We start from the raw sequence: 4,326 nt of genomic DNA on the forward strand, positions 1-4,326 counted from the left end.
GAAAAACAAACGGATGTAAATATCGCCCTACATATGTATCGCGATTGTGTCCAAGGCTCCTATGATCACGTAGTACTCGTATCTAACGACTCAGATCTTGCCCCAGCTATTCAACTAGTTAGAAATGATTTCCCGAATATTATCTGCGGAGTAGTTATCCCGAGTAGCACACGGAAAAGCAGATCCCTTACCCAAATTGCCCACTGGTCAAGAGACGGCATTACTGAAAACGAGCTGGAGCAATCACAACTCCCACAAACAATCGAATATAAAACTAGCAGTAAAACAAAACAGTTACACAAACCCAAAGGGTGGTGATTTTCTTAGACGCCCCTTCAAAACGCTTTATTTCAGTCGGCACTCTTTCGATGAACATCCCTTACGGCAGAATGGTCTTGATGTGCTTGAACTGCGAATAAGACAACATGTGGCCTGCACGCCGAATTAGCTTCTTCTCAACAACTAGACCACGCCACCTCCTACTATCTCAATAGCTCCCACCCCCTTTATTCGTCTGGATTCACCAACGGCAACAACGGATTGTCACGACAAGCGTCGAAGAGCGCGCGGATAATCGGCGACAGCGGCTCACGCGCCAGGGCGACCAGACCGACGGCGTACTCGACTTCAGGCTCGCGCAGCGGAATGCCGCGAATACCGCTTTCGCTGCCGAACAGATCACTGAAGTATTCGGGCATGACGCTGGCCCAACCGCAAAAACGCACCTGTGCCCACAGGTGAACCACCGAGTCCGTTTCTATCTCGGCCTCCGGGTTACAATCCGCGGCCTGAAATATTTTGTTGATGATGCGCCGGTTCTGCATGTTCGGCGTGAGCAGGCACAGGGGTAGCTGGGCGGCCTCGGCCCAGGTCACGTGGCTCTTGGTAGCCCAGGGGTGATGTTCCGGCAGGAACAGATGGTAGCGCTCGGTATACAAGGGCACCGTCTCCACCCGTTCCAGCGGTTCGTTGTCCAGGTAGGTGATCCCGGCATCTATGTGAAATTCCTGCACGTCGCGCAGGATCTCGTTCGATGTCTCGGACCGGACGGTGAAGCTCACGCTGGGATGGGCCTCGCGCATGACGCGGGTCACCGAGGTGGCCATCGGCAGCGCCGAGGGAATCACACCCAGGACCAGCCGGCCGCTCAACCCCCCTTTCAGTTCGGTAAGCTCCTGCATCAGCGAGGAGCGGTCTTCCAGGATGGTCTGCGCCCATTGGAGGACGCGGCGCCCCTCCGGCGTGAGGTCGTGATAGCGCTGGCCGCGCTCCACGATGGGAACGCCCAGTTCCTGCTCCAGTTGGCGGATCCGCCCCGATAGGGTCGGCTGGGTTACGTTGCAGCGCTCCGCCGCGCGGGTGAAGTGTTTCTCCTGCGCGAGAGCGACGAGATATTCCAGCTGTCTGATATCCATGGTTGTCCTTGTCGGACTTTGCTTGTGGTCCGGATAGGCTCGAACATAGCCCTGCACCCTGCTTCAGGGCTTCAGGCCGCTTAAGTCATGCACATCTGAAGCACGGATCGCAGCGGGCTGCCTCGCTCCCGTGCTTTACCGCCCTGCAAGATATCCTATCCGACAAGGATTGCCCTGACACCGTTCACATCGGTGCCAGGGCAATACAATCAACCATGCAGCTCAGAACAGTTTTATCGCTTTTGCGAAGGTCGATGCCACGCCGATAACCAGCGGAATCAGCACGACCAGCCAGGTCACGACCAGCTGAACGGTATGATCACTATTTTCGTTCGACATGAAGTTCTCCTCCCGTAATCGTTAGCTATGCGCGCGGGCCGGGGTCATACCGCCCACCTTATCAGTGCTTTTGCCCTCATCTTCGCCTTCTTCCATCAGATGACGGTCGTGCACCTCCTTGACCTTCAGGTTGCACAGCAGACCGGCGAACAGCAGGGCGGCCATGATGTACATGGTGACGGTATAGGCATCCGCCTTGGCCACGCCGTGATCGATCTGATACTGGCGGATGTAGTTCACCAGCGTCGGACCGACCACGCCGGCCGCCGACCATGCCGTCAGGATGCGCCCATGGATGCCGCCCACGAAGCGGGTGCCGAAGATGTCCGCCAGATATGCCGGAATGGTTGAAAAACCACCGCCATACATACTGATGATCACCATGTAACCGATCACGAACAGGGTGACGGCGCCCATGTGGCCGGTCTGCGGAACCAGCGCGAACAGGACGATGCCCAGGATGAAGAACGTGTTGAACGTGGTCTTGCGGCCGATCTTGTCGGACAACGAGGCCCAGAAGAAACGCCCGGCCATGTTGAACAGACTCAGCATGCCCACGAAGCCGGCGGCCGCGCCCGCGGCGATGACGCCCGGGAACATCTCCTGGCTCATGGCGGAGGCCTGACCGAGCACGCCGATGCCGGCGGTGACGTTCAGGAACAGCGCCATCCACATCAGGTAGAACTGCGGCGTCTTCATCGCCTGGTTGATGTGCACGTGGCCGTCGGTGATCAGCCTGGCCTTGGCGGAATCGGCGGCGTTTTCACCGCTCCAGCCCGCGGGCTTCCAGCCGTCCGGCGGCACCCGCACGATGACCGCACCGAACCCGATGGCGACCAGGTACAGGATGCCCAGCACCACGAACGTCTGCGCGACCCCGACCGAGGTGGCCGACGAAAAGTGGTTCATCAGGGCGACGGACATCGGCGAGGCCAGCATCGCCCCACCCCCGAAGCCCATGATGGCCATGCCGGTGGCCAGCCCCCGACGGTCCGGGAACCACTTGATCAGCGTGGACACGGGCGAGACGTACCCGAAGCCCAGCCCGATTCCGCCGAGCACCCCGTAGCCCAGGTACAGCAGCCACAGCTGATGGGTGTGCACGCCCAGCGCCGAGACCAGGAAGCCGCCGCCAAAGGTCACGGCGCTGACGGCCATGGCCTTGCGCGGGCCGACCCGCTCGACCCAGTGACCGCCGAAGGCGGCTGACAGGCCCAGAACCAGGATCGCGATACTGAAGATCCAGCCGATGCTGGTCAGACGCCAGTCACCCGGTGCCTGATGCGTAACACCGATGATCTTCGTCAGTGGCAGATTAAATACGCTCAGCGCGTACACCTGACCGATGGACAGGTGCACTGCCAGCGCCGCCGGCGGAATAAGCCAACGATTGTAGTTACGCGGGGCGGTGATGCGCCCTTTAGACATGATGCCTTCGTCAGAGACACTCATAACTCACCTCTCTCCTCCTGTGGCACGCTGGTCGATGACCCCAGGTGCACGTTTTATATCCCCCTGAAAGGGGTGGTGGTCTCACTTCGCCCGCAGGGTTCCTCTCACCGCAGGAACCCTGCCGACGCAGTGATTTGTGTCGGCGGTGTTGTCCGCCGCTATAGCTATAGTTGTTTGGCAGCCCAGCGCGCCAGCGGGTGCAGGCCGTCCGCCTCGCAGGCGCGCGCAGCCAGTTCAGCCCGCATGCGCGGTTCCCAGAAGGCCTTGATGTGACCAAGGACCTCCTCGCGGGCGCGCTCTTCCGGATACGCCGCGAAATAGGACGCTATCTGGTTGGCCATGTGCACGAGCTTGTCGGTCTGCATTTGTTTTTATCCTTTACCAATCGAAACGCTCTTCCCCGACAAGCACCACAAATGAGTCGGGGCGGGCGATGGAAACCAGGGTCATGTTAGCGTCGGCCGCCAGGCGAATGGCCAGCGCCGTCGGCGCGGAGACGGTGCACAGCATGCCGATGCCGAAACCGGCCGCCTTTTGCACCAGTTCGTAACTGCAGCGGCTGCTCATCACGGCGAAGCCGTCCTGCGGCGCGCGGCCGTCGCGAAGCAGCGACCCGATCAGTTTGTCGAGCGCGTTATGCCGGCCGACGTCTTCCCGGGCAACAGTAATCTCACCGTCCGCCGTGGCGAAGGCGGCGGCGTGCAATGCACCGGTGCTGGCGTTCAGCGGTTGCCATTCCCTCAGCATCGACACGGCGCGGCGAACGGCCTGAGGTGTCACCTTCAGGCCCGAGTCGATGCGCTCGACCGGACGCACCGCGTCGCGCAGGGCCTGCACGCCGCACAGGCCGCAGCCCGTCGCACCGGCCAACCGGCGCCCCTTCGTCAGCCCCTTTAACGCCGCCGTCGAACGCAGCTGCACGCGGACCACGATTCCCTCATCCTGATCCAGCAGCGACAGCGCCCTGACGTCCTCCGGCGAGTCGATCAGCCCTTCGGTGCGCATAAACCCGTAGGCGAAATCCTCCAGGTCGGCCGGGCTGGCCAGCATGACGGCGTAATCGATGCAGTTCACCCGCAGCGCGACCGGCACCTCTTCCGGCACGCGCCGCTGCCCGCGT

The 4,326-nt window shown here is 60.9% G+C and carries 5 protein-coding genes; 1 reads left to right on the forward strand and 4 read right to left on the reverse strand.

Translation table 11 applies throughout. The features are described from left to right. A partial coding sequence (locus tag P8Y64_13695) for an NYN domain-containing protein (GenBank protein ID MEJ2061514.1) occupies positions 1–318 on the forward strand: 318 nt, incomplete at its 5' end. A 188-nt stretch (positions 319–506) separates the two neighbouring features. Here P8Y64_13695 and P8Y64_13700 read toward each other — a convergent pair. The 4 genes from P8Y64_13700 to fdhD all read right to left on the reverse strand — a co-directional run. Continuing rightward, complete coding sequence (locus P8Y64_13700) at positions 507–1,415, reverse strand: LysR family transcriptional regulator (protein ID MEJ2061515.1); 909 nt, start codon at positions 1,413–1,415, stop codon at positions 507–509. A 360-nt stretch (positions 1,416–1,775) separates the two neighbouring features. After that, positions 1,776–3,206 (reverse strand): OFA family MFS transporter, encoded by a 1,431-nt coding sequence (locus P8Y64_13705; protein MEJ2061516.1) that lies wholly within the window; start codon positions 3,204–3,206, stop codon positions 1,776–1,778. Between the two features lie 164 nt (positions 3,207–3,370). Then, positions 3,371–3,571, reverse strand: a complete 201-nt coding sequence (locus tag P8Y64_13710; protein ID MEJ2061517.1) for a formate dehydrogenase subunit delta — start codon at positions 3,569–3,571, stop codon at positions 3,371–3,373. A gap of 13 nt (positions 3,572–3,584) precedes the next feature. Continuing rightward, on the reverse strand, positions 3,585–4,326 hold a 742-nt coding region (gene fdhD / locus P8Y64_13715), incomplete at its 5' end, for a formate dehydrogenase accessory sulfurtransferase FdhD (GenBank protein MEJ2061518.1).

Source organism: Gammaproteobacteria bacterium (genome assembly GCA_037388465.1).
Taxonomy (GTDB): domain Bacteria; phylum Pseudomonadota; class Gammaproteobacteria; order SpSt-1174; family SpSt-1174; genus JARRKE01.

Bases quoted from the DNA above. Each gene is read 5' to 3' on its own strand.
- P8Y64_13700 (MEJ2061515.1), bottom strand. From the start codon at position 1,415: ATGGATATCAGACAGCTGGAATATCTCGTCGCTCTCGCGCAGGAGAAA.
- P8Y64_13705 (MEJ2061516.1), bottom strand. From the start codon at position 3,206: ATGAGTGTCTCTGACGAAGGCATCATGTCTAAAGGGCGCATCACCGCC.
- P8Y64_13710 (MEJ2061517.1), bottom strand. From the start codon at position 3,571: ATGCAGACCGACAAGCTCGTGCACATGGCCAACCAGATAGCGTCCTAT.